This window comes from Fredinandcohnia onubensis, from assembly GCF_002734285.1.
Classification (GTDB): domain Bacteria; phylum Bacillota; class Bacilli; order Bacillales; family Bacillaceae_L; genus Ferdinandcohnia; species Ferdinandcohnia onubensis_A.
Window position 1 is genome coordinate 75,856 of record NZ_NSEA01000021.1, and the last position, 25,112, is coordinate 100,967.

27 protein-coding genes are annotated in these 25,112 nt (G+C 35.9%); 24 read left to right on the forward strand and 3 right to left on the reverse strand.

What is annotated here, in order from left to right:
- The first annotated feature begins 67 nt into the window (after positions 1-67).
- The 5 genes from CKJ95_RS19355 to CKJ95_RS19375 all read left to right on the forward strand — a co-directional run bounded on the left by CKJ95_RS19355 (position 68) and on the right by CKJ95_RS19375 (position 3,820).
- Entirely contained in the window at positions 68-811 is a 744-nt protein-coding gene (locus CKJ95_RS19355) for an SDR family NAD(P)-dependent oxidoreductase (RefSeq protein ID WP_099355088.1), read from the forward strand.
- A 621-nt stretch (positions 812-1,432) separates the two neighbouring features.
- Positions 1,433-1,879, forward strand: coding sequence for a GyrI-like domain-containing protein (locus CKJ95_RS19360; protein WP_099355089.1), 447 nt, complete (start codon positions 1,433-1,435; stop codon positions 1,877-1,879).
- Between the two features lie 86 nt (positions 1,880-1,965).
- Positions 1,966-2,481: a GNAT family N-acetyltransferase gene (locus CKJ95_RS19365; protein ID WP_257215867.1), complete on the forward strand. Its 516-nt coding sequence runs from the start codon at positions 1,966-1,968 to the stop codon at positions 2,479-2,481.
- A 71-nt stretch (positions 2,482-2,552) separates the two neighbouring features.
- Positions 2,553-3,344: a sugar phosphate isomerase/epimerase gene (locus CKJ95_RS19370; RefSeq protein WP_257215868.1), complete on the forward strand. Its 792-nt coding sequence runs from the start codon at positions 2,553-2,555 to the stop codon at positions 3,342-3,344.
- 89 nt (positions 3,345-3,433) lie between these two features.
- Entirely contained in the window at positions 3,434-3,820 is a 387-nt protein-coding gene (locus CKJ95_RS19375; RefSeq protein ID WP_099355091.1) for a hypothetical protein, read from the forward strand.
- Between the two features lie 92 nt (positions 3,821-3,912).
- On the opposite strand, the gene CKJ95_RS19380 is transcribed toward CKJ95_RS19375, so the two are convergent.
- Positions 3,913-4,794 carry an AraC family transcriptional regulator gene (locus tag CKJ95_RS19380; RefSeq protein WP_099355092.1) on the reverse strand — a complete coding sequence of 294 codons (882 nt, stop codon included), beginning with the start codon at positions 4,792-4,794 and terminating at the stop codon, positions 3,913-3,915.
- Positions 4,795-4,954: 160 nt separating this feature from the next.
- Between CKJ95_RS19380 and CKJ95_RS19385 the strand changes: the two genes are divergently transcribed.
- From CKJ95_RS19385 to CKJ95_RS19440, 12 genes are all read left to right on the forward strand, one after another.
- Entirely contained in the window at positions 4,955-6,214 is a 1,260-nt protein-coding gene (locus CKJ95_RS19385; RefSeq protein ID WP_218962763.1) for a Zn-dependent hydrolase, read from the forward strand.
- A gap of 2 nt (positions 6,215-6,216) precedes the next feature.
- Complete coding sequence (gene dpaL / locus CKJ95_RS19390) at positions 6,217-7,455, forward strand: diaminopropionate ammonia-lyase (RefSeq protein WP_099355094.1); 1,239 nt, start codon at positions 6,217-6,219, stop codon at positions 7,453-7,455.
- Positions 7,456-7,482: 27 nt separating this feature from the next.
- On the forward strand, positions 7,483-8,676 hold the full coding sequence (locus CKJ95_RS19395; protein ID WP_099355095.1) for a M20 aminoacylase family protein: 1,194 nt from the start codon (positions 7,483-7,485) through the stop codon (positions 8,674-8,676).
- A 412-nt stretch (positions 8,677-9,088) separates the two neighbouring features.
- Positions 9,089-9,436, forward strand: coding sequence for a VOC family protein (locus tag CKJ95_RS19400; protein ID WP_099355170.1), 348 nt, complete (start codon positions 9,089-9,091; stop codon positions 9,434-9,436).
- Positions 9,437-9,664: 228 nt separating this feature from the next.
- Positions 9,665-10,384 (forward strand): nucleotidyltransferase domain-containing protein, encoded by a 720-nt coding sequence (locus tag CKJ95_RS19405; protein WP_099355096.1) that lies wholly within the window; start codon positions 9,665-9,667, stop codon positions 10,382-10,384.
- Positions 10,385-10,458: 74 nt separating this feature from the next.
- A complete protein-coding gene (locus CKJ95_RS19410; protein ID WP_142353964.1) occupies positions 10,459-11,496 on the forward strand; it encodes an alpha/beta fold hydrolase in 1,038 nt (345 codons plus the stop codon).
- Positions 11,497-11,548: 52 nt separating this feature from the next.
- The gene (locus CKJ95_RS19415) at positions 11,549-12,094 is read left to right on the forward strand and encodes a DUF1697 domain-containing protein (RefSeq protein ID WP_099355097.1); all 546 of its coding nucleotides are present in this window, start codon (positions 11,549-11,551) and stop codon (positions 12,092-12,094) included.
- A gap of 250 nt (positions 12,095-12,344) precedes the next feature.
- On the forward strand, positions 12,345-12,533 hold the full coding sequence (locus tag CKJ95_RS19420) for a hypothetical protein (RefSeq protein WP_099355098.1): 189 nt from the start codon (positions 12,345-12,347) through the stop codon (positions 12,531-12,533).
- Between the two features lie 293 nt (positions 12,534-12,826).
- On the forward strand, positions 12,827-13,519 hold the full coding sequence (locus tag CKJ95_RS19425) for an SGNH/GDSL hydrolase family protein (RefSeq protein ID WP_099355099.1): 693 nt from the start codon (positions 12,827-12,829) through the stop codon (positions 13,517-13,519).
- A gap of 264 nt (positions 13,520-13,783) precedes the next feature.
- The gene (locus CKJ95_RS19430) at positions 13,784-14,737 is read left to right on the forward strand and encodes an NAD(P)-dependent alcohol dehydrogenase (protein ID WP_099355100.1); all 954 of its coding nucleotides are present in this window, start codon (positions 13,784-13,786) and stop codon (positions 14,735-14,737) included.
- A gap of 144 nt (positions 14,738-14,881) precedes the next feature.
- Positions 14,882-15,232, forward strand: coding sequence for a DUF1428 family protein (locus CKJ95_RS19435; RefSeq protein ID WP_180271597.1), 351 nt, complete (start codon positions 14,882-14,884; stop codon positions 15,230-15,232).
- Positions 15,233-15,388: 156 nt separating this feature from the next.
- Entirely contained in the window at positions 15,389-16,324 is a 936-nt protein-coding gene (locus CKJ95_RS19440) for an NADP-dependent oxidoreductase (RefSeq protein ID WP_099355102.1), read from the forward strand.
- A gap of 176 nt (positions 16,325-16,500) precedes the next feature.
- Here the strand turns inward: CKJ95_RS19440 and CKJ95_RS19445 are convergent, their stop codons facing one another.
- Positions 16,501-17,256 carry a SurA N-terminal domain-containing protein gene (locus CKJ95_RS19445; RefSeq protein WP_099355103.1) on the reverse strand — a complete coding sequence of 252 codons (756 nt, stop codon included), beginning with the start codon at positions 17,254-17,256 and terminating at the stop codon, positions 16,501-16,503.
- Positions 17,257-17,669: 413 nt separating this feature from the next.
- Between CKJ95_RS19445 and CKJ95_RS19450 the strand changes: the two genes are divergently transcribed.
- The 5 genes from CKJ95_RS19450 to CKJ95_RS19475 all read left to right on the forward strand — a co-directional run bounded on the left by CKJ95_RS19450 (position 17,670) and on the right by CKJ95_RS19475 (position 21,625).
- Positions 17,670-18,179: a hypothetical protein gene (locus CKJ95_RS19450; protein WP_099355104.1), complete on the forward strand. Its 510-nt coding sequence runs from the start codon at positions 17,670-17,672 to the stop codon at positions 18,177-18,179.
- Between the two features lie 53 nt (positions 18,180-18,232).
- Positions 18,233-18,730: a GNAT family N-acetyltransferase gene (locus tag CKJ95_RS19455; protein WP_099355105.1), complete on the forward strand. Its 498-nt coding sequence runs from the start codon at positions 18,233-18,235 to the stop codon at positions 18,728-18,730.
- A 118-nt stretch (positions 18,731-18,848) separates the two neighbouring features.
- On the forward strand, positions 18,849-20,006 hold the full coding sequence (tnpB, locus tag CKJ95_RS19460; protein WP_099355106.1) for an IS200/IS605 family element RNA-guided endonuclease TnpB: 1,158 nt from the start codon (positions 18,849-18,851) through the stop codon (positions 20,004-20,006).
- Positions 20,007-20,588: 582 nt separating this feature from the next.
- A complete protein-coding gene (locus CKJ95_RS19470; RefSeq protein ID WP_099355108.1) occupies positions 20,589-20,978 on the forward strand; it encodes a hypothetical protein in 390 nt (129 codons plus the stop codon).
- Positions 20,979-21,277: 299 nt separating this feature from the next.
- Positions 21,278-21,625: a DUF4260 domain-containing protein gene (locus CKJ95_RS19475; RefSeq protein WP_099355109.1), complete on the forward strand. Its 348-nt coding sequence runs from the start codon at positions 21,278-21,280 to the stop codon at positions 21,623-21,625.
- 159 nt (positions 21,626-21,784) lie between these two features.
- On the opposite strand, the gene CKJ95_RS19480 is transcribed toward CKJ95_RS19475, so the two are convergent.
- On the reverse strand, positions 21,785-23,482 hold the full coding sequence (locus CKJ95_RS19480; RefSeq protein WP_099355110.1) for a M3 family oligoendopeptidase: 1,698 nt from the start codon (positions 23,480-23,482) through the stop codon (positions 21,785-21,787).
- A 294-nt stretch (positions 23,483-23,776) separates the two neighbouring features.
- Here CKJ95_RS19480 and CKJ95_RS24045 point away from each other — a divergent pair, with 294 nt between their 5' ends.
- Together CKJ95_RS24045 and CKJ95_RS19490 are read left to right on the forward strand one after the other, a co-directional pair.
- Complete coding sequence (locus CKJ95_RS24045) at positions 23,777-24,292, forward strand: CBO0543 family protein (protein ID WP_099355111.1); 516 nt, start codon at positions 23,777-23,779, stop codon at positions 24,290-24,292.
- 83 nt (positions 24,293-24,375) lie between these two features.
- A complete protein-coding gene (locus CKJ95_RS19490) occupies positions 24,376-25,077 on the forward strand; it encodes an HAD family hydrolase (protein ID WP_099355112.1) in 702 nt (233 codons plus the stop codon).
- Positions 25,078-25,112: the final 35 nt, after the last annotated feature.

The following is a 25,112-nucleotide window of genomic DNA, read 5'->3' on the forward strand; positions in this document are numbered from 1 at the left end:
AAATTATAGATGTGACTTGGAAAGAAAAGTTGATTTTTAATATATTATGAAAATGGAGTGGTACATAATGGCTAAATTAGATGGTAAAGTTGCAATCATTACAGGTGCAGCACAAGGTATGGGTGCTATGCATGCTCGTAAATTCGTGGAAGAAGGAGCAAAAGTAGCAATTACTGACCTTAACTTGGAGGGTGCTCAAAAACTTGCCGATGAATTAGGGGAAAACGCAATTGCTCTTAAACTAGATGTGGCAAGTGAAGAGAATTGGATTGAAGTTGTCGCAAAAACAGAAGAATCATTTGGTCCAATCAACGTGTTAGTAAACAACGCAGGTATTGGTATCTTCAAAACATTAGAAGAACTAACTGTAAAAGACTTTGAATTAACATTTAAAGTAGACGAGCTTGGTGTATTTTTAGGAATGCAAAAAGTTTTACCTTCAATGAAAAAAGCAGGCGTAGGTTCCATTGTTAATATTTCATCTGTCGATGGTTTAGTTAGTGCACCAACGGCTATTGCATATAGTGCTTCTAAACATGCTGTAACAGGTATGACAAAAGGTGCAGCTGCTGAGCTTGGCCAATATAACATCCGTGTAAATTCTGTACATCCAGGAATTATCAAAACACCTATGGCGGATCAACCAGATGTAGAAGAATATCTAAAGCAACTAGAACAAGATATTCCATTAAGACGAAGAGCAGAAGTAGTGGAAGTATCTAATTTAGTTGTATACCTTGCATCGGATGATTCCAGCTACTCAACAGGAGCTCAATTTGTAGTAGATGGTGGAATGATTTCTGACTTATAATTTGATTAGATTAGAGAAAAATCACAGGTGAGTGAGACCTGTGATTTTTTTTTGTGATTAGGAAATGGATGTGAGATTGCTTAATAAAACGCCTGGAGTATCATCAACCTCCTAAAAACAGGAAATCGACGTTACTCCAAAGCAGCTGGAGTATCATCAACCTCCTAAAAACAGGAAAGTGACGTTGTTCCAAAGCACCTGGAGTATCATCAACCTCCTAGAAACAGGAAAGTGATGTTATTCCAACGCATCTGGAGTACCACCAACCTCCTAAAAAGAGGAAGTGATGTTATTCCAAAGCATCTGGAGTATCATCAACCTACTAAAAACAGGAAAGTGACGTTATTCCAAAGCGTCTGGAGTATCACGAACCTCCTAATAACAGGAAAGTGACGTTATTCCAAAGCGTCTGGAGTATCACGAACCTCCTAATAACAGGAAAGTAGTAAGCTTTCGAGCCACCTGGACCACCATCACTTTCATTAGTTAGCACAGTTTCATTGAATAACAGTTTCATAAATCAGTATGAACTCGTTACTTCAATGCAGGAAGTAACGAGTTTTTATTGAATAAGTAAAATTAGAACAAATTGGAAATTAATTTGGGATAGGAGGGGCTAAGATGTCGTTTATGGTGGTTAAGAAAGAGTTTAAGCTTGTTGGATTAAAAGGTAGAGGGGAGTTTGCTAACTATGGTAATGAAGTACCCTTACTTGCAAAAAAACTATTGAGTCGATCAAACGAAATTCAAAATCGAACGGAGACAGAAATCGCATTATTTGAGCCTAAAAAGGATGAAGATCATAAGATAGGCCATTATTATGTAGGGTTAGTTGTGAGTGAGAAATCAAATGCCGTACCAACAAGAATGGATTATATAGAGACAACTAATCATTACATAACTACACGAGCGAATATCTCAAAATTGGGAGAACTTCATTTGAATTTATTAAATTGGGCAGCAGAACAAGGTTATCAAAGAGACCTCAATTCCTATATTATCGAGACATATCACCCTATGGGGGAAGGTGAAGAAGAAGTACAGATTTATTTACCAATTCATGTGTAAAAAGTACAATTCAAAAATCTACTAAAAAGACGGGCAAGTTTGTTGGTTTTATAAGGAATAAAAAAGTAATTTAAACGGAGGTAACAATGAGATTGGATAACGTTGAAGGTTTTACAATAAAAATTGCTACAAATGACGAAAGTAGTGAAATTATTAAAATGTTAAAGCAGATAGCTCAATGGATGAAAGAGAACGAAATAAACCAATGGAGGTATTTATTAGATGGTGGTGAAGATGAAGAGATTAAACAAGGTATTCATGATCAAGAAACATACATTGTATTGAAAAATAAGGAATTAGTGGCTACCTTCACACTATTATCTAAACAAAGCGAATGGGATAGGCATATCTGGGGAAGTGATAATTCTACAGAATCTCTTTATCTACATAGAATTGCAATTATACCTAATTATATGAAGAAAGGTGTAGGGAAAAGTATATTGACTTGGATACAAGACAGTGTAAACGATAAAAAATATCTTAAGTTAGACTGTGTTGCGGATAATAGTAAACTAAATAACTTTTATAAGAACAATGACTTTGAACTAGTTGGTATAACCGATGGACATAGTAAGTATCAAAAGATTCTAAAACAAAATTAAATATGCATTAACTACGGAGGAGAGAACAGTAAAAAATGAATAACTGTATAGGATTTTCTGGAAGTGTAATAATGACAGAAACCGAAAAATTCCCTATGTTATTTACGAATGAGAACGTAAGGCATATTGAGATTGGTGAGTTTCCGAGCGAAGAGTCTTTTCATCATTTCTTGGAACTTTTACATAAGAATAATGTTACATTTGGTCTACACTCCCCTTTGTATAGAAATCAAAGTAAATATGATTTGCTGGAAAAAGTTCATTATGAACCGGAACAGGCTTGGAAACAGTTTGAATCTGACGTTAAATATATGTCCCAATTAGAGGCTGAATATATTTTAGTTCACTTCCCTTATTTTAAAGAAGAAACAGACAAAGATACGACTGAAATGATCGAAAATGGATTAAAAAGATTACATATTCTTCAGGAAAGATATTCGATACCTATTGTTTGTGAACCGAAACTAGGTTTTAATAGATCAGCGTTTGGAATAAAAGCCCTTGATCATTTTCCGATTGAGGTTTGGGACAAATATGGAATCAAACTTTGCATAGATATAGGGGATTACTTACTAGCGACTGGTGATAAGGTGTTAGATTATATAGAGAAGTGGAGAAAGCATATAAAGGTCGTTCATTTACATAATGTAGAGTTTCATAATAATAAATACATATGGGTACCTGTTCACCCATCACATGAAACTGACAATACACATTTTAAGGTAGAGGATTTAATTTATAAGCTGTCGAAAAGTTCGGGTGTGTATTTTATATTTGAACATACACCACATACAAATCCTACAGAAGCATTTGTCAACGAGGGAATTATTTGGGTAAATGATATACTTAAAAAATCAATTTAAAAAGTAAATAAGGGGGCATAAGCCAATAGGTTAATTGAAGAGGTAACTTTTGATGGACCATTTCCGTCTACATAAAAAAGGGAGAGGTCATGAGTAAATCAGTTATATTTTTCTTATTTACGTTTGTGTCTTGCATTTTGCTTGTTAGTTGTAGTGCGGATGGTGGTAAAGTGACTTCTAGAGATGTTCTAAAACAGAATCATGATGCGGATGTCCTAAAATATAATGGTTTTATGTACAATAATATCACTGATCTTGAGTGGTTTAAGAAAGATAAGAGTAAATTTCAAAAAGGAAAAGAAATTGGGGAAATCAAAAAAGTAACAAATTTTTCGCTGTTCTTTACTAATTTCTCAGCAACCAAGTTACCTAAGGGAACAACCCTGTATGATTCGAATGACGGGGATACTGGAATTATAATAGTAGAAACGGAGAATGGTGAAATTTTATATTATATGCAATTACTTGAGGGCTAACTTCACTATAATCCTTACTTCGAAGCAGGAAGTAAGGATTATTTTTGCAGGTGGGTTAAATTTTCTAAAAAGAGTTTAATAGACATACCGTCTTACTTTGTTTTATTTTTATACGCTAAAGGCGTCATGTTCATCGCTTCTCTGAATTTCGTAATGAAATAACTTGTACTATTAAAACCAACTTGGTAAGCCACTTCGGTAATCGTAGAATCACCTTGATGGAGGAGATATAAGCTTTTATGAATACGATAATCGATCACATAATTTAAGGGGGTACATTTTAAATATCGCTTGAAAAATCGGCAGCATTCAGAACGGCTCAGCTGACCAGCTCTTGCAATATCCTCTAACAACATTTTTTCTACATAATGCTGATGAATCCAACTTAACATTTGCTTCATTCTTTGACTCTTTACGATTTCTGTCTGAACATATTCTAGACTAAAACCGCTATCAATTAGGTTTTTCCAAATGAATGCTAGTTGCGTGGTAATATCGATTTCATAGTATGGGGTCTTTTGCTCAATACTCTGATAGATTTTTAAAATGGCATCTAAAATGTTCTTCCCCCATTGCTTACTTGCACTTACGTATAAGTAATGTAAATTAGTCGCTTGAATATAAGGTTTTACATATGTCGTATAGAGTTCTTGTGATAAAACAAAAGAAGGAGAAACATTTAAGCAAATATAGACACAACCCGACTGATTTTTATCCTCTGCCATGTGCAGGCATCCGCTATTTATAAACAGTCCATCACCTTCTCGAACGACGATCAACTCTTCATTAATTTGAAAGTTTGCCTCTCCTTTTACAATCAACACAAATTGAATTTCATCATGCCAATGTAGTGGAATATAGCCATGTATATTTTGAGTAATGGTCGTTTGATAACATGCAATTGGCATAACGACTGTATGATGTTTGGTTAGTTCTTTTAAACTTTCATCAATCATGAAGTTTTTCACTTGCATACCGAACACCTCAATATAGTTATATTTTTTTATCCAATAATGGTATTTTTCTAGTAATTTTTTAATTATTATAACATTATACTTACATCTTTAAATGTGATTAGCCAAAAATCAACTGATTACTTTTATTCTACTAAACATATTGAAAGGGGAAATGAACATGATTACGAACATAAATCTGTCAATCAACACGGAACGCCTGCTTAACCAACTTCAAGAACTTAGCCAAATTGGTCTGGATAATGATAACAGACGAACAAGACTAGCTGCTTCAGATGCAGATAAGGCTGGACGTGATCAATTAGTGAATTGGATGAAGGAAGCAGGATTGGAAATTAAAATCGACAGAATCGGTAATATCTTTGGAATTTGGTGTGGTTCAGAAAATAGGGATGAAGCACCGATTTTGCTAGGGTCGCACATCGACACCGTTATTAATGTGGGTATGTACGACGGATGTTATGGAGTCCTATCAGGACTTGAAGTCATAAAAACGTTACAGGAGAATGGTTTTGTTCCGGCCCGTCCAATTGCAGTCGCAGCATTTACCAATGAGGAGGGAGTGCGCTATCAACCTGATATGATGGGATCCCTTGTCTATTCTGGTGGGCTGTCAATTGATGATGCGCTTAAATCGGTAGGTACGGATGGCACCCTTTTGGGAGAGGAGCTTGAACGTATTGGATATGCCGGTGCAGAGGAACCTGGCTTTTTGAAGCCGCACACATACATAGAGCTACATGTTGAACAAGGTCCAATTCTGGATAAAATGGGTATTCCAATTGGTGCGGTTGAGAATCTTCAAGGCATATCTTGGCAGCGAATTACGATTGAAGGTGTGGCAAATCACGCGGGTACTACACCAACAAATATGCGACGTGATGCAGGGCTTGCGGCAGCACGAGTAATAACCTATCTACGTGAGCGTGCGGACGCTTCTAATGGGCAAACGGTTGCCACTGTTGGAACCATTGAATTTAAGCCCAATGCTGTGAACGTTATTCCATCACTTGCGACATTCACTGTTGATTTACGTGATCCGAACAAACATAGACTGGAGGCGGAAGAGCAAGCACTTGCAAATTATCTTAAAGAACTAGCAGCATCTGAAGAAGTATCCATTACATCTGAACAACTAGTTCGTTTTCAGCCAGTTATTTTCGATGAAACAATTGTTAAACTGATTGAGGAGGCTTCGATAGGACGCGGACTCCAAGCAAAACGAATGACATCTGGAGCGGGGCACGATGCTCAAATGATGGCCAGTGTTTGTCCTGCTGCTATGATTTTCGTACCAAGTGTTGATGGTATTAGTCACAATCCAAATGAATATACAAAAGATACAGACTTGGCAGCGGGAGCCAATGTATTACTTGACGTAGTATGTAAACTTGCAACTAACAAGATAAAAGGAGATTAAAAATGGCCAATTTAACAGATCTAAAAACAGAAATTCAATATTTTTTAAATGACAATACAAGAAAGACAGATTCAGAGAAAGCATCTGCAGCATTTATGAACAGGGAAGTAGTTGAAAAGGTTAGAAATTTTCATAAAAGCTTTCCAGAATATAAAGTAACGCCACTTCACAGCTTAGCTGAGTTATCTAAACAATTTGGAGTTCGCAATATTTGGGTTAAAGATGAATCATATCGATTTGGACTGAATGCTTTTAAAGTATTGGGTGGTTCCTACGCTGTTGGTAAATATCTAGCAGAACGATTAAACGTCGATATTTCAGAACTATCTTTTGAACAATTAAGAAGTAAAGACGTAAAAGAGAAATTGGGCGATATTACTTTTGTTACAGCTACAGATGGAAATCATGGAAGAGGGATTGCATGGGCTGCAAACCAGCTAGGTCAAAAATCTGTTGTATATATGCCAAAAGGCTCTTCGGAAATCAGATTAACGAATATTCGCAAAGAAGGAGCAGAGGCTTCAATCACAGATTTAAACTATGATGATACGGTTAGGTTGGCAAGCCAAAGGGCTAAAGAAAATGGCTGGGTTTTGGTACAGGATACGGCCTGGGATGGATATGAAGAGATTCCTGCTTGGATTATGCAGGGTTATCTCACAATCATAGATGAAGCATTGGAGCAGATTACTGAAGTTGATGATCGACCGACACATGTATTTTTACAAGCTGGAGTAGGTTCTTTTGCAGGCAGTATGCTCGGATATCTAGTCGAGAAATTTGGAGAAGAACGTCCAATGACAATTATCGTAGAGCCAGATAAAGCGGATTGTTTATACCAATCTATGAGAGTTGGCGACGGGAAGCCACATGCCGTAACGGGTGCATTGGATACGATTATGGCAGGTTTAGCATGTGGAGAACCAAGTAAAACTTCTTGGGATATTTTAAAAGATTATGCTCAAGTTTTTGTTTCTTGCCCAGACTATGCGGCATCACGAGGTATGCGAATTCTTGCCAACCCATTAGGCTTTGACCCTCGTATTGTATCCGGAGAATCTGGTGCAGCAGTTGGTATAGGATTAGTAAGTTTAGTAGTTGAAAATAGTAGGCTTATTGACCTGAAAAATGCATTGAACCTTAATCAAGATTCGAAAATTCTTATTATCAGCACTGAAGGTGACACGGATCCCGATAATTATCGAAAAGTTGTATGGGACGGGGCCTATCCATCTGTCTAATAGATTTATAAAAGGAGTGCGATTACGATGAAAAGCGAGGATTTTGAAAAACAGCTTATGGAGTGGAGGCACTATCTTCATTCGCATCCAGAAAGTGCATTTGAAGAAAGAAATACTTCTGATTTTTTAGCTAAAGTCCTAACAGATATGGGATTAGAGGTTCACAGAAATATTGGTGGTACTGGAATCGTAGCTAATCTGACAGTGGGTGATGGGAAAGGAATCATTGGGATTCGATCAGACATAGATGCTATTAATCTAACAGAAGTGGGAGTACATCCATACGCCTCACAGAATCCAGGTAAAATGCATGCGTGTGGTCATGATGGACATATGGCTACAGTATTGGGGGCAGCAAAGCTATTAACGGAGCGCAAAAATTTTAATGGGACCGTTCGATTAATTTTTCAACCTGCAGAAGAAACAGGTAAAGGTGCTTTTGCCATGATGAAGGATGGACTATTCGATCGGTTTCCAGTAGATGAGATTTATGGCATGCATAATATGCCAGGAATGCCAGCGGGTTCCATCTCAACTCGAGCAGGAGGAATTATGGCATGTGAGGATAATTTTGTGATCCATATTAAGGGTCAAGGCTCACATGCATCAAGTCCTCATGTGGGGAAAGATCCCATTGTTATTGCATCTGAAATTGTTCTTGCTTTGCAAACGATTATATCCCGTAATATGAATCCAAATGTTCCGGCTGTCATTTCGTGTACTGAATTTATCACAGATGGGATACGCAATGCCATACCAACAAATGTAGTGATTAAAGGGGATACGAGAAGTTATACTCCAGAGGTACAAGAGTTACTAGAGGAACGAATGAGAACGATTAGTGAGGGAATTTGCAAAATAAATGGAGCGGAGTGTCAATTTGAATATACGCACGAATTCGCACCAACCGTGAACTGGGAAGAATGTGTTGAGATTGCAGTTCAAGTAGCCAAAAATGTCGTTGGCGAAAAGAATGTGGATGGAAATTGTCAACCGTGGATGGCTTCTGAAGACTTCGGAGCATTTTTAGAAAAGGTACCTGGTTGTTTTGTCTTTATTGGGAATGGTGATGATTCAGACGGAATCGGCAATATTCCACTTCATAATTCACGCTATGACTTTAATGATAAAATCCTAACCACTGGAGCGGAATATTTTGCCGAATTAATTAAGGTCCGTCTGCCAAAGGATTCCTCTGTTTTAGATGCTAAGCGGAAATGAAAGAGTGATTCCTGAAAAACATGTCATCGTAGCGATTTATGGCTGATAATGTAAAAATATGGCTGATAATCCAAAAATACGGCTAATAAATAAAATTTATGGCTAATAATTCGTGATTATGGCCGATAGCTAAAATTATTTCACACTTTGTCCACACAAATAGGAGAGGCAAATCCAAAAGTGTCTATACCCATAGCCGAAACTTAAGCCTAAGCACATAACTTGTTTAATATTGGATTGCAAAGACGCAATAAGAAAAAAATTAAATCAGTAAACCCGTTAACCCTTGTTGTTAACGGGTTTTTTAGGTACTGACAAGAAGTGGTTCGCTGTTCCGAGAAGGATTAATGCACCATTATGTTGAAGTTAATAAGCAAACGAAGGAGTTTAAAGAAGGGAGATAGTTTATATGATGATAAAGGGTTTCGGGGGAATCTTTTGGAGAACTAAAGATGTAGATGCAATCAAAAAATGGTACAGTGAGGTCTTGAATTTAGATTTTGAAGGTTGGAATGGGACAATTATAAAACCCCAATCAGGAAATGAAACGATTTTTTCTTTTTTTACTGAGGATGACCTTTACTTTCCAACAGAACAGCAAGTGATGTTAAATTTCCAAGTCGATAATATAGACGAGTCTATTAAGCATCTTGAACAAATGGGTGTCCCTCTTGAAAAGGATAAAGAGGCAAGTGATTATGGTACGTTTATTTGGATTAAAGATCCTGAAGGTAGATTGATTGAGCTATGGGAGAAATAGAGGGTTGTCATTATTATTGAACAAATGGAGTAGGTTAACGTAATTTAGTAACGTTTGTGAAAATTTCATTTAAGCATACCGGTGCGATGATCTAAGAAGGATTATCGCTTTTTTGGTTGCTGTTTTTTGATTAACGTTGCAAGTTAGTTGAACGAGAATGGAATCTCTAAAGGTATTTTTCTCCTTCATGTAGAACAAATAGTAAGTAACTTAAATAGAGGTGAACCAATGGGGAATTTGAATAAGTTAACCCATATAGATGCGGCACATAAATTTATCAATAAGCATTTTCCGAATTGTCAAGGAGCCTTATTAGCAGGGAGTGTGGTTAGAGGAGAGGCAACAGAAACATCTGACCTTGATATTGTTATTTTCGATAAAAACCTGAGTTCATCGTTCAGAGAATCTTTAATAGACAATGGCTGGGCTATTGAGGTGTTTGTACATAGCTTAACTTCTTATCAACACTTTTTTGAAATGGATTATATAAGAGCGAGACCCTCAATGCCAAGGATGGTTTCAGAAGGAATCGTCATAAAAGATGCTGGAATAATGGATTCTATAAAAAAAGAGGCTAATGATCTATTAAATAAAGGTCCAGAAGAATGGTCAGAAGAGACGATAAATACAAAGCGATATTTTATAACCGATGCACTAGATGATTTTATAGGTTGTTCGGATAGAGCAGAAGAGCTATTTATAGCCAATACACTTGCGGAATTAATAAGCGAATTCGTTCTGAGAACAAACCGTCAATGGATTGGTGCATCAAAATGGGTCATTCGTTCATTAAGAAACTATGATTCAGAGTTCGCCACTCATTTTGTAGAAGCTTTTGATATGTTTTATAAGGATGGTCAGAAAAATCAAGTGATCGAATTAGTTGATACTGTCTTGCAACCCTTTGGGGGTCGATTGTTCGATGGGTTTACTTTTGGGAAAAAGTGAAGAAACGGTGAATAGACTTATGATGCAGGTTTTGTTGATTACCTAAGGCCAAAAATAGATAGGGAGTTTTCTAGGTGAAAAGAAAAAGAAAAGTAACCACTTTTTTTATATCGATAACTCTGATCATTCTTCTACTTCTATTGTTTCCTACTTGGACACCTAAGATAGAGGGGGAAAACAGCATTGCTATATTAGAGAGCATAGAAATAAACGGAACAGAACTTGAAGTAATGATAAGAGGTGTAGACCGAAACAATCCAATTATCATTTTCGTACACGGTGGACCGGGGTGCTCTGAAATTCCTTATGTGAGAAAGTATCAAGATTTACTCGAAGAGCATTTTACGATTGTTCATTATGACCAAAGAGGGAGTGGAAAATCATATCGATTCTTTGAGGATTATTCTACTATTTCCTCGGATCAACATGTTGAAGATCTATTGGCTTTAACAGACTTTGTAAAAGATGAATTTTCTCAAGAAAAGGTTCTATTGATTGGTCATTCTTTCGGTACCTATATAGGGATGAAGGCTGTAGATAAAGCTCCTGATAAATATGCTGCTTATATCGGGATTGGTCAAGTTTCAAATTATATAAATAGCGAAGTAGATAGTTTCAACTATACAATGAGTGAAGCAAATAAAGCTGGAAATCATAAGGATGTAGATAAACTCAAGCTTCTTGAAGATTCTATTAAAAAAGGGGAAGCACATACCCCAAGAGATATCGTTCGGAAGTATGGAGGGGCATCGCGGTTAATTAACGATAATATGGATTATTACATCGGATTTCTAACGAATCCCGAATACAATTTACTAGATGTTATTCGTTATATAAAAGGGATCTCAGCCACGCAAGGGATATTACTTGCTGAAGAAAAGGAGAATGATATTACAGCAGTTGTTAATAGTCTAGATATCCCTATGTATTTTGTTATGGGAAAATATGATTATATGACATCTACGAAATCAGCAAAAGCATATTTTGATAACGTAAATGCTCCTTTTAAGGACTTTATCGTCTTTGAAAAATCTGCACATTATCCACAATTCGAAGAAAAAATCGTTTTTGAAGATTGGCTAGTTAAAACTTGGAAAAGCTTAGAGAAATAGTAAAGAAAATAGAAACAGAATGAATTAGTAAAAAGTCGAAAGGAAGATTGTTATGGTTTATATCGCACTTCTTCGTGGAATTAATGTGGGGGGAAACAATAAAATTGACATGAAGGTGCTTAAACAAACCTTTGAACGAGTCGGGATGAAGGATGTGGTGACCTACATCAATACAGGTAATATTATTTTTTCATCTAATGACCAATCAAAAACAGAGCTATCACGTATTTTGGAAGAAGCCATCCATGATGATTTCGGATTACGAATTAAAGTAGTCGTTCGAAGTATCGATGATGTCAGAGGAATCATTCAAGCAATTCCTGACACATGGAAAAATGACAAAGACATGAAAAGTGATGTCATGTTTTTATGGGATGAAATTGATGACGAAACTGTACTTGAGAATTTGGTCATGAAACCAACGATTGACACGGTGAAATATGTCCCAGGAGCGATTCTATGGTCCATTGAAAAGAAAAATGCAAACAAAAGTGGCATGTCAAAAATCATTGGAACAAAGATATACAAGCAAGTAACTGTAAGAAATGTCAACACTGCTCGTAAAATATATGAACTCATGGAAGCTCAAAACAGATAGACAGCCGATTTAAACGTACAATCGATTTTTATTGTTTTGGCAAGGAGAATCGAATCTATTAAAGACTACTACCGTGTAAAAAAACTTAATTTGTTAAACTAACAGGTGCGTTGATCCAAAAAGGATTAAGGCGCCTTTTTTTAGGCAGTTGTTTTATTTATAAGCATGAAAATCGTATGTTAATTTGGAATATTATGTTAATATGAACTATGAGCTGTGAAGAAAACAAATAATAAAAGGGGATCAATAGATGAATATTTTTGTTATGCTACCCGTAATTATTTCAATGATAGGTTTATATTTAATTACAATTGGCTTGTGGGAATTAAGAGAGGGTGTAAATAGAAAGAAATATGTGACTTATATGTTTACTGGTTTAGTTCTACTTTTGTTCGTTGCAACATTATTTCCCTCTCTTTTGATGATGTTTTTGAACTAACTAAACAGGTAAATTCTACTTGAGCCTCTTGATAGCAATCATACCCGATTGTCGACTGAGGCAGAGGAAAGGGAAACGCAAGTGTTCGAATCGTGCCCGATTGGCGGTAGGGGCAGGTAAAAGGGAAACGCGCAAGTGTTTGAATCATACCCGATTGGCGGTAGAGGCAGGTAAATGGGGAACGCAAGCGATCGAATCGTGCCCGATTGGCAGAAGAGGAAGGTAAAAAGGGAACGAAAGTAATCATAGAATTATACCTGATGTATGTTTTATAGAAAAGGAGGAATTAAACCATGAAAATTGGTCTGATAGGTGATAGTTTAACTGAAGGTCGACCTGGAGTATCTTTTGTGGAGATTTTAAAAGAAAACTATCCAAGTGTTTCATTTGATAATCTTGGCAAACCAGGTGAAACAGTTAAAAGTTTGCATGCCCGTTTAACCAAAACAAAATTAGAAACAAACTATGATCTTATTTTCCTTTGGATTGGAGTCAATGATGTTTATTCCAAATTGTTGAAAGTCCAAGCACAGCCTGTTGCAAAAGATATCGAGGAATTTAGGGAGTTTTATAACAAAGTATTAGAAATGGCTCTTTCATCTACTAAACAAGTAGTTACAGTTTCGCCAGCTTTAGTGGGTGAAACTACACAAAATGAAAATGAAATAAAAAACATATCTACCACCATCGAATCCCTCTCAAGAGACCATCCAAATGTAAGTTTCTTAGACTTGCATTCCGTATTCGCGAAACACCTTTCTAACGTCACTAGTTCAGATTACCTCAGTATCAACGTTATGAGAGTGATGGTGGATGTTCTCTTCTATAAAACTCCAACTAGTATTGACCGGTTATCAAAAAAACGAGGACTTCACTTAACATTAGACGGCATTCATTTAAATAGTACGGGTGCAGCACTCGTTGCGGCACAATATTCAACTATGTTAGATCAACTATTATTTAACGACGATAAGTCCATTAAGTAGTATTTACTTTTTATAGAATGGGAAGTAGTAATCGTTGGCCTTCTGTCCTTTAAAAAACTTAATTTTTTCAGAAGGTTATAAAAGTTGATTACTAGAATATATGAAAATAAACAAAATAACAAAATGTGACTTTAGTAGTAGGGTGGATGCCATTGCTTAATTTTAGGCTGTTATTTATACGCATTCGCCTTTTTTTATGGGAAAGAGATTAAATTGACTTAAGATAACAAGTTCTAACTAAATAGAACTATGGAGGTAATGTAGGTGAAAGCAGCTATATATAGTACTTTTGGCTCTCCTGAAGTTATAGGTATAAAAGAGGTCGAACAGCCATCTATCAAGGATCAAGATAGGGTGTTGATTCGTGTACACAGTGCTTCTGTTAATACTTTAGACTATCTATACCGAAAAGGTTATTATCCTACAAGGATAGATAATGGACTATCAAAACCAAAAAACCCGATACTCGGCATAGATGTTGCGGGTACGATTGAGGCAGTTGGTGATAGTGTTCGTAAATTTAAGGTGGGTGATCATGTTTTTGGGAGTTGCTTCGGTTCTCATTCTGAATATGTCTCTCCACGTGAAAGTTTCCTTAGTCATATGCCAAAAAACATAACTTTTGAAGAAGCAGCTGCTATACCGTGTGCTGCCCAAACTGCATTACAAGCGTTGCGGGATGTAGCAAAGGTAAAGCAAGGGCAAAGAGTCTTAATATATGGAGCATCTGGCGGAGTAGGGCATTTTGCAGTTCAACTTGCGAAATACTTTGGGGCTGAGGTCACAGCTGTTTGTAGTACATCCAATCTGGATTGGGTTAAAGATCTTGGGGCAGATTATGTTCTTGATTATACCAAGGAAGATTTCAAGAAAAATGGGATTCAGTACGATATTATTCTGGATGCAGTTGGTAAGCGATCTTATTTCAGTTGCATGAACTCTTTAACCGAGGATGGTATTTATATTACTGAACACTTATTTTCGCCTAGAACTCAACCTCTTCAATTGATGATTGGTTCAATATTATGTCGAAAGAAAGCAAAAACTCATTTTACGAAACCAAACGATAAAGATTTGGAATTCCTAAGTGGTCTTGTGGAAGAAGAAAAATTAAAACCTGTCATTGAGAAAAGTTTTTCTTTGGAACAGATTGTTGAGGCACACCGGCACATTGAAAGTGGACGTACAAAGGGGAAGATTGTTCTTAAGGTCAAATAGGATATTTGTTCGTATTATGTGGTGCATAGCAATCATTGCTTATTTATTTGAGGGCTTTGAGAAACTAAATGTTATTGAGTGTCATTTTTCAAGTAGGAAAAAGTAGCTTTGTTATAGATGGTAAACGCAGAAAGGGAGATTTTTATGTACAATGTATTATATTTTTATCCAGTCCTGAAACATAAAAAGGATAGATTTATAGAAATTAACAAACAGGCTGCACTTATTTATAAGGAATATGGTGCTATTGAAGATGAGACATTCCAGAGCACCTTTATTGATGCGATCTATGGTTGTAAAGGGATGGAGGCATCGGTAGAGTTGCATGAAAATGAAACGTTGATGTGCTCAGTTTCTACATTTAATAATAAACATCATCATGATATAGTAATGGAAAAAGTAGACTCGGATATGCGAATTGAAGAATTATATAATGAAATGATTCAAGTTATTGATATGAGCCGAGTGGTTCGTGGTGAATTTGAGAAGGTTTAATATAAATTACTTTTCTTATTTCATCAACGGGTGTTTTAACTTAACAACGGAAGGGAGCGGCACCTCCCTTATCAGACTCTGACAGAAAGGAATGACTTCGCAGGAAGAAACAGATACTATGATTAAATACATTTTTGTAAAAAGGGAGTGCTTTCCATGCGTGCGGTTATTATAAATGAATATGGTAGTAAAGATGTGCTAGTAGAGCAGGAGCTACCGAAACCAGAAATAAAAGCAAACCAGGTACTTGTTGAGGTTTATGCAACCTCCATTAATCCAATTGATTGGAAACTTCGTGCGGGGTATTTGAAGGGAATGCTTGATTGGACATTCCCTATAATCCTTGGCTGGGATGTGGCTGGTAAGATAGTTGAAGTTGGAGATGACGTGAACGATTTTCAGGTCGGGGATGAAGTTTTTGCGCGACCGGATACAACCCCTAGAGGTACATATGCGGAATTTACAGTTGTGGATGAAGAATTGCTTGCCAAAAAGCCTAGTAACCTAACCTTTGAAGAGGCTGCCTCTATTCCATTAGCAGGTCTAACCGCTTGGCAGTGTTTAGTGGATAAAACAAAAGTCAAGCAAGGAGATAAAGTACTCATACACGCTGGAGCGGGTGGTGTAGGTAGTTTGGCCATTCAAATGGCAAAACATCTTGGTGCCTATGTTGCTACAACAGCGAGTGAGAAAAATGAAGCATATGTAAAAAATCTAGGTGCGGATGAATTCATTAATTACCGTTCACAACAATTTGAAGAAGAATTAAGTGATTATGATGTGGTCATTGATACAATGGGTGGCGAAATATTAAATAAAAGCTTCAAAATATTAAAACCTGGTGGCAGACTAGTAACGATTGCCGGACAACCCGATCCAGCATTAATAGAAAAGCATCAAGTAACGGCAAGCTCCTATTGGTTAACGCCAAATGGTAAACAACTAGGTGAATTAGGGGAATTACTTGAGAATGGAATACTGAAGCCTCAAGTGGGGAGTGTATTTGGTTTTTCAGCAGAAGAGTTACAAAAAGCACATGAGTTAAGTGAAACAAATCATGCCAAAGGGAAAATTGTAATTAAAGTTAAATAATTGGTGGATAATTCGCACTCATTAAACAGATAAAAGTAAGAACGAAGAGAAAAAGTAAAGTGTTGCTGATGTTTAATGGAGGAACTATAAATAAAAAAGAAGATGAACACTACATGTTTGTAGTAGAGTTCATCTTCTTTTTCCTCTGAAGGGGTATAGTTTTTGTGTGTAACATCTTAAATCTTAATATCAATCTTTGCGTTTTTCTTTAACTCCTCAACATGCTGAGCGAGTTTTTCTTGCTGTTTTTGCTGTTGCAGAGATTTTTCGATTTGCGGTTTGACTTCTTCAAGCTTTGGAATTTCTTGTCCAGTAGTCTTTCCTTGTTCTGCATATTGATCATACGTTTTTTGAATTTCTTCATCGGTTATTTCACCAGCAGGAATTTCTTTCTCAACGTACTGGTTAAGTTTAAGTCCGTCGGCTATTTGAGTTTCAAGAGTTTTCATATCCATGCCTGATTTTTTAAGAGCAGATTCGAATTCTTTTTCTGTTTTAAACTGTTTTTTTACTTCGTCAAGCCGCTTCTGAATATCTGCCTCTGAAACTTTATAACTTTTTTTATCTGCCTCTTGAAGAAGAAGTGTTTGTCCGACTAAGCTGTCAATGGTTTGGTTTTTCACTTGATCTGCCGCTTCTTTAGAAGTCGGATCTTGTCCCATTTGCTGCATTTGTCCTTGTATAGATGATAAAATGCCATTATAGTCGCTTCCTAGAATTTTTGTATCATTAACGATGGCGACCGTTTTCTTTTCATCTATTTGTTGTGCTGCTAATTTCTTTTGCATTTCTTCCATTTGCTTCTGTTGTTCAGTTACCTCTGTCTTTGCTTTATCATTATTTTCATCAACTTTACTTTCTTCATTTCCTCCGCATGCTGCTAAAACAACAGCCATTAAACCGGTTACGAATGTAAACATCATTTTTTTCATTGTCAAACTCCTTCCTTAAGCAACAAGTATAATTTTTAACTAAAAAAATCATCTTGTCCGCCATTATAAAGTTAATCGTACGAAAAAGAAACCTATGTACTGTTTCTTAATTTTTATAACAAGATTGAAACATTTGGTAATAAATCCTTAAATCCTGTAATAAAGAATTTTGTGAAGGGAGTAAATGTAAAGCTTCTTAAAGGGGATTCCCGCATATAAGGTGTCATTTAAAGTTTTAATGGGATTCTTAATTATCATGTTGTAAAATGTAATTAATGGAAAATTTGTGAAATAAAAGGGTGTGACTTATGAGTAAAAAACGAATCATTTATTTTACTCTTGCTATTATTCTATTTTTTCTAATCTTTGTCTTCTCTGCTACTTAAATACCGATATTAAAAAGGGGGATAAACTTGAAAAAAACCAAGTCTTTTCTTGGGGTACTTACGTTATTAATGGTACTTTTAACAGGTTGTTCAAGCGATTTTGGAAAAGTGATTGTAAGTGAAAAGAACGAGCCTTCGGACATAAATGAGATTGGGAGCAGACCCAATGAATCCCCAAATATAAAATCTTTGGTTTATAGAGTCACTAATGAAACACAGTTAAAAAAGGCTTGGGATTACTTTAATATGGAAGAGAAACTCCCTAAAGTAGAATTCGATCGTTATGATTATTATTTTGTAAGTATATCAGAATCAGGAACCTGTCCTTTTAAATTAAAAGACACAACGGTAAATGATTATAAAAAAGAAATAAATTTTTATTTAAAAGAAAAGGGTGGTAACTGTACTGCTGATGCAACTCCCAAAACCTTTGTCATTGAAGTAGACAAAAACACCGCAAAAGGTTTAGAAAGTGCTTCAATTATCTATCTTACTGGAAACAGTGAGTTAAGAACCACAGAAAAAATAAGGGAATAACCCTACTTAAACAAACGGGGCAGATTCATTTAAGTTGAGAAGGGGGACTACATATGGAAATTAAAATACTCGAACCCAAAGATGCAGTAATTTATAGAGAAGTAAGATTAAACGCTTTAAAAGCAAACCCAGAAGCATTTAGTTCCAGTTATGAAGAGGAAAAGGAATATCCTCTTGAAAGTTTTATAAACCGATTGAATCAAGAACATATCTTTACGTTTGGAGCTTTTATCGAAAACAAACTTGTCGGGGTTGTCACTTTACTAGTAGAAACAAAAATCAAAACAAAACATAGAGCAAACATTGTCGCTATGTATGTGTATCCAGAGAATCGTAAATTTGGAATTGGGAAAAAATTAATGTCTGCAGCTATTACAAAAGCTCAAGAAATAAAAGAGGTTGAACAAATTTATTTAACCGTAACTTCAAGTAATGAACCTGCAAAAAATCTATATAAATCGTTAGGATTTAAAACCTATGGGATTGATAAAAACGGATTAAGAGTTGAAGATAAATACTTTGACGATGAACTAATGGTTTTAGTTTTATGAGGAGTTCGAAAACACTTTTGTCTTTAGACATGAGATGAATCGAACTGTTTTTTTTGTTTTCAAATCAGTACATATGTTCTATAATAAAGGTATATCTTTCCATGGGAGGTGCACTATCTTGAATCATCATAAAGCCTATCGATTTCGCATCTATCCAACCAAAGAGCAAGCTACGTTAATCAATAAAACGATTGGGTGTACCCGTTTTGTCTTTAACCATTTTTTAGGAAAGCAAAAGGACAAAGACAACTACTGGTATATCGTTGAGGAGATGGTTCAAAACGGACAGTTCCCTCATAATAAGTGGAAAGGTGAATTCTTTAATAAAAAAGAATCGGTTAAAGCTGTAAAGCAACTAAAACAATATTACCCCTTCTTGAAAGAAGTGGACAGTATTGCTTTACAAAAAGCTGTTGAAAATCTTAGCGATTCCTATACCCGCTATTATAAAAAGCAAAACAAGGTTCCACGTTTTAAAAGTAAAAAGAACCCTGTCCAATCGTATACAACGAAATACACCAATGGAAATATTGAAATCAAAGGAAATAAATTGAAATTGCCTAAGTTGGGTTTGGTTTCATTCGCAAAAAGTCGTGAGGTGGAGGGGCGTATTATCAATGCCACCATTAGAAGAAGCCCTTCAGGAAAATACTTCATCTCCATTGTGGCAAAGGTAGATATTCAGTCCCTCCCTAAAACCAATCAGGAAGTGGGTGTGGATCTTGGATTAAAGGACTTTGCGGTTTGCTCCGATGGGAAAATTTACGAGAATCCACATTTCTTACGAAAAATGGAAAGGAAACTCCATAAGGAACAACGCACCCTATCGAGAAGAATTGAGGGTTCTGCCAAGTGGAATAAGCAACGCATCAAAGTGGCTGGCATTCATGAGCGAATAGCCAATGCCAGAAAGGATTTCTTGCAAAAAGTCTCAACGGAATTAGTCAAAAACCACGACTTGATTTGTTTAGAAGATTTGCAAGTTTCCAATATGCTCAAAAATCATCATTTAGCAAAAGGGATCAGTGAGGTATCATGGGCAGAATTCCGCACGATGTTGGAGTACAAATGCAAATGGTACGGCAAGCAACTAGTTACGGTTGCGAAGAATTTCCCCAGTAGCCAACTATGTTCTTGTTGCGGATATCAACATAAAGAGGTCAAAAACCTCAACTTGCGTGAATGGATATGTCCATCGTGTTCCGCACATCATCAAAGGGACTTAAATGCGAGCTACAATCTTCTTACCGAAGGCAAAAGACTCTTTTCAGCATAACAACGCTAAACCGTAGGAACATACGGGGATAGCCTACTAATCCTTTCTCCGATAGGAGGAATAGCGTAGGAATCCTGCGACTTTAGTCGTGGGAGGTTCAAAATTCTATTCAACTTAGTAAGTGGGGTTATGTTCAGCCAGCACTTGCAAAAGGGCAAAGCCCCGTTTCACTTGTATTGATGTCTTACCCGAAGCCATTACAAGAACAATCATATCAATCCTTTAAGAACTGGGTATTTAAAAACGTCTATTCATAATAGGTTATTAAACTCTCGGTGCAGATTAATAGAATACGTTTTTGGGAAATTGGAAGTGAGGACGAATCTATGTTATTTATGCTTTTACTTGTCATACCGTTATTAGGAGTTTTGTGGTTTATTAATTTTACTACTTTTTTAAAGAATTTAAAGTATGGAAAAAGTACGCATAGACAAGATGTATTAGGACCAGTTTTAACATTTATTTTTATATTTACTCTGATGTACTGCTTTCTTGGAGCCCTCTAAAACATTGACCAAAAAGGAATTAGCTTAATGCATCGTGTTGATACAAAAGAGATAAAGAAATGGGTGGATGGCGGAGATGGAAGAACTTATCGTAGTCGGTGTGCTCATTATTATATTTGTAGTACTTTCTAAAAAGGGACTAATTCGTTTTACAATTAATACTTACGGCAAATATGTGATGAAGCGGTCACAAGACCATGTAGATGTATCTTATAAGAAGTTTGATGGGATCGAATATTATTACTTTGATTTGAGCGAAGGACATCGGTTCACTTTGACATATTCGGTCGTTGTAGAAAGAGGAACTTTAACAATCGAATTAAGAAGTATGAAGGGAGAATTTTTTTCGAAAAGCTTTACTTCCAGTGATACAGGTGAATTCAGTTTTGAAGCAGAAAGCAACAAGCATTCGGTTAAGCTGATAGGTGCAGATACTAAGGGTGGTTGTAAGATTACCTTAAAATAAGGTTCGCTCGTGTATGAGGGGAAACACTAACGGCTTTACTTTAGAGATTCAAACAATTACATATTTAAACAAAATCGCACGCGTTTTCAAATGAAATTCACCGTGCGATTTTGTTGTGATTTAGCAAGTGAAATGTATGATTATTATCAATATATTTGGATATTTATGTTAAAATATTTTCAAGACTATTGTAAATTTTATGAAATAATTTAGCTAACGAGTAGTAATCTTTAACAAGGGAGATTTACTTTATGTAATAAACATGAAGTCACTATATTGAAAAGGGAGGGGAAACAGAATTGAATAAAATTATGTTACACATTGAAGGGTTGGCAGTTTTCGTGTTAAGTGTATATCTTTATTCGTATAATGAGTACAGTTGGTGGATGTTTTTTATATTATTGTTAGCACCTGACATTTCAATGATAGGGTATTTGATTAACATTAATGTTGGAGCAAAATGCTATAATATTTTTCATACTTATAGTTTGTCGATTACTATTGTAATAGTAGGTTTACTCCTAACGAATCAATTTGTGTTGGCAGTAGGGTTAATTTGGTCAGCTCATATAGGGATGGATAGAGCAATTGGTTACGGGCTTAAATATTCAACTAATTTCAAAGATACACATTTAAATAGAGTTTAAGATGTATTACTAACGTGTAGCTTTTGGCACCGATAAGATAATATAAAAAAGGGTTTAGAGATGAAGTTCTCTCTAAGCCCTTTTCGCATTGTGAATAGTGTTGTGAAATCGGTGTGATTAATATGTGATTTTTGTCCGTATCAACGTGCTTCAACGGTATTAACGGATGTCTTGAATGACTTTTTCTAGGAATTCACCCATTCGTTTAACTGCCTGCTCTGAAAAATCAAAATTGACCCCAGTTTCTTTATAAATAGCTGCGATGGATTGATTGTAATCCGCACTTGCACCTTTTTTAAAGGCTTCGACAGCTTGCTCCGGGTTCTTCTGATAATTCTCAAGTAATTCTAAAGCACCTAACATCGAGATAGAGTATTCAATATTATAGAAAGGAACTTCGAAATAATGAAGTGTGCCTATCCAGCTCATTCCGATTTCTTCCTCTAGTCCAGAAGTATCGACAGGGTTTAAACCAAAACGTTTTGCGATTTCATAGTATTTTTCGTCACGTTCTTTGGCCGTGTGGGTAGGATTCGTATACATCCAATGCTGGAAGAGGTCCCCTGACAATGGTCCATATAACATGGTAAATGCTCGTCTTAACTCTTCTCGCTGTGCGCTATGAAAATTCTCTTCCTCTGGATAAAACTGATCTAATTTATCCAATAAAAGCAATTCCATTCCATGAGAATACAGTTCAGCTACTTCCATACGGTGCTGGTAGTCTTCTGTAGGTCCATGTTCAGAAAATTGGAGGTATCCATTCACCGCATGTCCCATTTCATGAATTAATGCAATCAGTGAGAAAAAGGATGGACTAAAGTTCGCAAAAACAAAGGTATCTCCTGAGACAGGTAGGGAGGTACAGAAACCACCTGGGCTTTTTCCTTTTCGATCTCCAAGATCTAATAACCCATTTTCTCTCATGTAATCGAAACGTTCTGAAAAATAGGGATCTGTCTTTCCTAACATTTCAGAAACACCATCCATAAGGGAAGACACCTCAGCGTATGGTGGCTTTTTCATCAATTTAGCAGTGTTGTCCCAAGGGCGATAGGTATCAACACCAAGCTTGGACTTAAATACATCTGCAAGTCGATTCCAAGCTGGGATAATATGTTTTTCTACATTTTCATGAAAGTCATAACAATCTTGGACACTATACTCACGATTTTTGGCTACAAACATATAATCACGATAATTTTCAAAACCGGCATTTAACGCGATTTGATGGCGTAATTGAATGAGCTCGTCCATGATGGCATCCATATCCGGCTTAATTTGACGAAACGCAGAACCTATCTTGTAATATGCTTTTTCTCGAACGCCTCTGTCGAGATTATCAAGTTGAGATTGGATAAACGGAAAAGGCTTTTCTTCTCCTTCCCATTCAACCGTTAACCCTCCCATAATTTCACTATACTTTGTACAAAGCTCTTGTTCTCTAACCATCAATGGGATGTTTTCTTCTCTGAACAGTTTCACTTTGGACTCGCGAACTTGTCGCATCAAGCCGTAGCGTTTTTCATCTAATTGATTAAAATAAGGAGACTCACAGCATTTCTCATTTAGTTTTGCTTCATATTTCATTAAAAGTGGTTGAATGACTTGCTGGTCGTGAAGATAGGTCGACTTAATTTCTGGATCCTCTGTATTCCGGTAGAAGTCGACTTGGTGACCTGTCATAGCCTCATCGATCTTAATCTTTAAATCCTTTTCCTCTTGTAACCACTTTTCAAGGTCAGAAACGGAATTGATTGAAACATCTAGTAAACTTTGAAATTGAGATTCTATCAATTCTACATCTTTTAAATCAATTAATTCTTTATAATAATTATGACCTAAATCTTTTGTCATGGATAATTCACCTTCCTAAATAATGGTCTCTATAAATATATTCTATAAATATAGTAACGAATCCTTGTTCTAAAATCTAGTTTTTTCCAAAAGAATGGGGCGGGGAGTGAATTCACATGTTGTTTTTCTATGAAATGTAAGACTATTGTTGGGTTTAACTACTGCAAAAGATGAAGATATAAATGAGAGTCAAATAAGTCTTCATGAAAAGGATTTTACTTTTGATTAATATTGATAAATGCATTTTACAATTTGTGGATAAAATAGTAATCAGAAAAATGTGGAGCTGATTACATGCATTTCATTTTTAACGGAATATTTCTTGGTGCGTCACTAAGATGGGGTGATTGGAGGAACTGGAGGGAGTACCATTCTACAATATTGTTTTTATGGTTTGGCGACTTACTTTACAACGTTCTTTGTCATGACTATAGAATGTGGGAGTATAAAGAGAGTATATTAGCTGAAAATCTCCTTTCAAACCATACCATTATTTCTTTATTAATCATGTTTGTTGCCTACCCAGCAACAGTGTTGATATACCTAAGTAAATTCCCAAAGGGGACTTATAAAAGTATTATTTGGATTCTATTCTGGGTAACTTTATATTCACTAATAGAATATATAAATTTACAATATTTAAATTTAGTTTCTCACCATAATGGTTGGACAATTGGGTGGTCAGTACTTTTTAATTTAATCCTTTTTCCAATGCTTTGGTTGCATTTCAAAAAACCAATCATAGCCTTACTCACTTCTATTCCCATAATATTATTTTTTGTTATTTATTTTAATGTTCCTATACTATAGATGAAGGGAGTAGTTAGGTGTCTCTCTGCCTTCTCTAGATGATAAGTAAGTGATATCATCATAATATAAGGAGGGCTATGAGATTGGATACGATAATTTTTGATGTCGATGATACACTATATGATCAAGCACAATCTTTTCATAAAACGGTGAGGAAGCTTTTTCAAGAGCCATTTTCTGACGAAGAAATCGATCAATTATATAAAGCTAGTCGTAAGTATAGCGAGATTTTATTTGATCAAAGTGAAGCAGGTGAAATATCTCAATTTGAATGGCAAACCGGACGAATCATAGCTGCCTGTAAAGATTTTAACATCCCTATAGATACGGAAAAAGCGACTATTTTTCATGAAACGTATGTGCACGAACAAAAAAACATTAACTTGTTTCCGGAAGTCGAAGAACTACTAAATGTACTTTACAAGGAAGGGAAACAGCTTGGGATTCTTACAAATGGTGAAGAAAAACATCAAGCGATGAAAATCAAACAACTCAACCTTAGTCGGTGGATTCCGGCGGAGATGACATTTATTTCTGGTACGATTGGTCATGCAAAACCGAAAAGAGAAGTATTTGATTTTATTGAACAGAAACTGGATCTTGACCAAACCAAAACCGCGTATATCGGAGATAATTTCGAAAAAGATATTATCGGAGCAAAACAAGCAGGCTGGCAAGCGATCTGGATGAATCATCGTAAGAAAGATTTACCGACTAATGCTACCTATAAACCAGATAATGAAGTACATAGTGCCAAGGAGTTATTAGAGTTATTTGTAAAATAGGCTTAGATCGTTATGGTAGGAATCAGCGATAGTCA

Coding starts and splice junctions, on each gene's coding strand:
- CKJ95_RS19355 (WP_099355088.1), top strand. CDS start 68: ATGGCTAAATTAGATGGTAAAGTTGCAATCATTACAGGTGCAGCACAA.
- CKJ95_RS19360 (WP_099355089.1), top strand. CDS start 1,433: ATGTCGTTTATGGTGGTTAAGAAAGAGTTTAAGCTTGTTGGATTAAAA.
- CKJ95_RS19365 (WP_257215867.1), top strand. CDS start 1,966: ATGAGATTGGATAACGTTGAAGGTTTTACAATAAAAATTGCTACAAAT.
- CKJ95_RS19370 (WP_257215868.1), top strand. CDS start 2,553: ATGACAGAAACCGAAAAATTCCCTATGTTATTTACGAATGAGAACGTA.
- CKJ95_RS19375 (WP_099355091.1), top strand. CDS start 3,434: ATGAGTAAATCAGTTATATTTTTCTTATTTACGTTTGTGTCTTGCATT.
- CKJ95_RS19380 (WP_099355092.1), bottom strand. CDS start 4,794: ATGCAAGTGAAAAACTTCATGATTGATGAAAGTTTAAAAGAACTAACC.
- CKJ95_RS19385 (WP_218962763.1), top strand. CDS start 4,955: ATGATTACGAACATAAATCTGTCAATCAACACGGAACGCCTGCTTAAC.
- dpaL (WP_099355094.1), top strand. CDS start 6,217: ATGGCCAATTTAACAGATCTAAAAACAGAAATTCAATATTTTTTAAAT.
- CKJ95_RS19395 (WP_099355095.1), top strand. CDS start 7,483: ATGAAAAGCGAGGATTTTGAAAAACAGCTTATGGAGTGGAGGCACTAT.
- CKJ95_RS19400 (WP_099355170.1), top strand. CDS start 9,089: ATGATAAAGGGTTTCGGGGGAATCTTTTGGAGAACTAAAGATGTAGAT.
- CKJ95_RS19405 (WP_099355096.1), top strand. CDS start 9,665: ATGGGGAATTTGAATAAGTTAACCCATATAGATGCGGCACATAAATTT.
- CKJ95_RS19415 (WP_099355097.1), top strand. CDS start 11,549: ATGGTTTATATCGCACTTCTTCGTGGAATTAATGTGGGGGGAAACAAT.
- CKJ95_RS19420 (WP_099355098.1), top strand. CDS start 12,345: ATGAATATTTTTGTTATGCTACCCGTAATTATTTCAATGATAGGTTTA.
- CKJ95_RS19425 (WP_099355099.1), top strand. CDS start 12,827: ATGAAAATTGGTCTGATAGGTGATAGTTTAACTGAAGGTCGACCTGGA.
- CKJ95_RS19435 (WP_180271597.1), top strand. CDS start 14,882: ATGTACAATGTATTATATTTTTATCCAGTCCTGAAACATAAAAAGGAT.
- CKJ95_RS19440 (WP_099355102.1), top strand. CDS start 15,389: ATGCGTGCGGTTATTATAAATGAATATGGTAGTAAAGATGTGCTAGTA.
- CKJ95_RS19445 (WP_099355103.1), bottom strand. CDS start 17,256: ATGAAAAAAATGATGTTTACATTCGTAACCGGTTTAATGGCTGTTGTT.
- CKJ95_RS19455 (WP_099355105.1), top strand. CDS start 18,233: ATGGAAATTAAAATACTCGAACCCAAAGATGCAGTAATTTATAGAGAA.
- CKJ95_RS19470 (WP_099355108.1), top strand. CDS start 20,589: ATGGAAGAACTTATCGTAGTCGGTGTGCTCATTATTATATTTGTAGTA.
- CKJ95_RS19480 (WP_099355110.1), bottom strand. CDS start 23,482: ATGACAAAAGATTTAGGTCATAATTATTATAAAGAATTAATTGATTTA.
- CKJ95_RS24045 (WP_099355111.1), top strand. CDS start 23,777: ATGCATTTCATTTTTAACGGAATATTTCTTGGTGCGTCACTAAGATGG.